This window comes from Parendozoicomonas sp. 2304DJ65-17 (genome assembly GCF_058148445.1).
Genome location: NZ_JBYVJV010000087.1, coordinates 1 through 243, shown reverse-complemented (window position 1 = coordinate 243; position 243 = coordinate 1). Strand labels below are relative to the sequence as shown.

Genomic DNA, 243 nt, shown 5'->3' with positions numbered 1-243 from the left:
TGAGTTTGCTATCTATTACTTTGTTCCGGTTCACAACGATGTCTATCCCTTGACCCCCGCTTACCACGACATTATGGAAGATATTGAGGATGATCTTCTCAACCACTTCAAGCCTGCATGTATTGGTCGGGCTCATGTCGTTCCTTACTTCCCTTTAACCGATGATGAGTTGAATCGAATCTGTCGTATAGCTCTTACGCGTATAGAGAACAACATTACCGAAAAGTATCAGGCAGAATTTGT

General features: G+C 42.8%; 1 protein-coding gene. It reads left to right on the top strand.

Annotated elements, in window-relative coordinates:
- Positions 1 to 243, top strand: a 243-nt coding sequence (locus tag ACY2RR_RS24620) for a hypothetical protein (RefSeq protein WP_490110839.1), incomplete at both ends; no start/stop codon positions are given.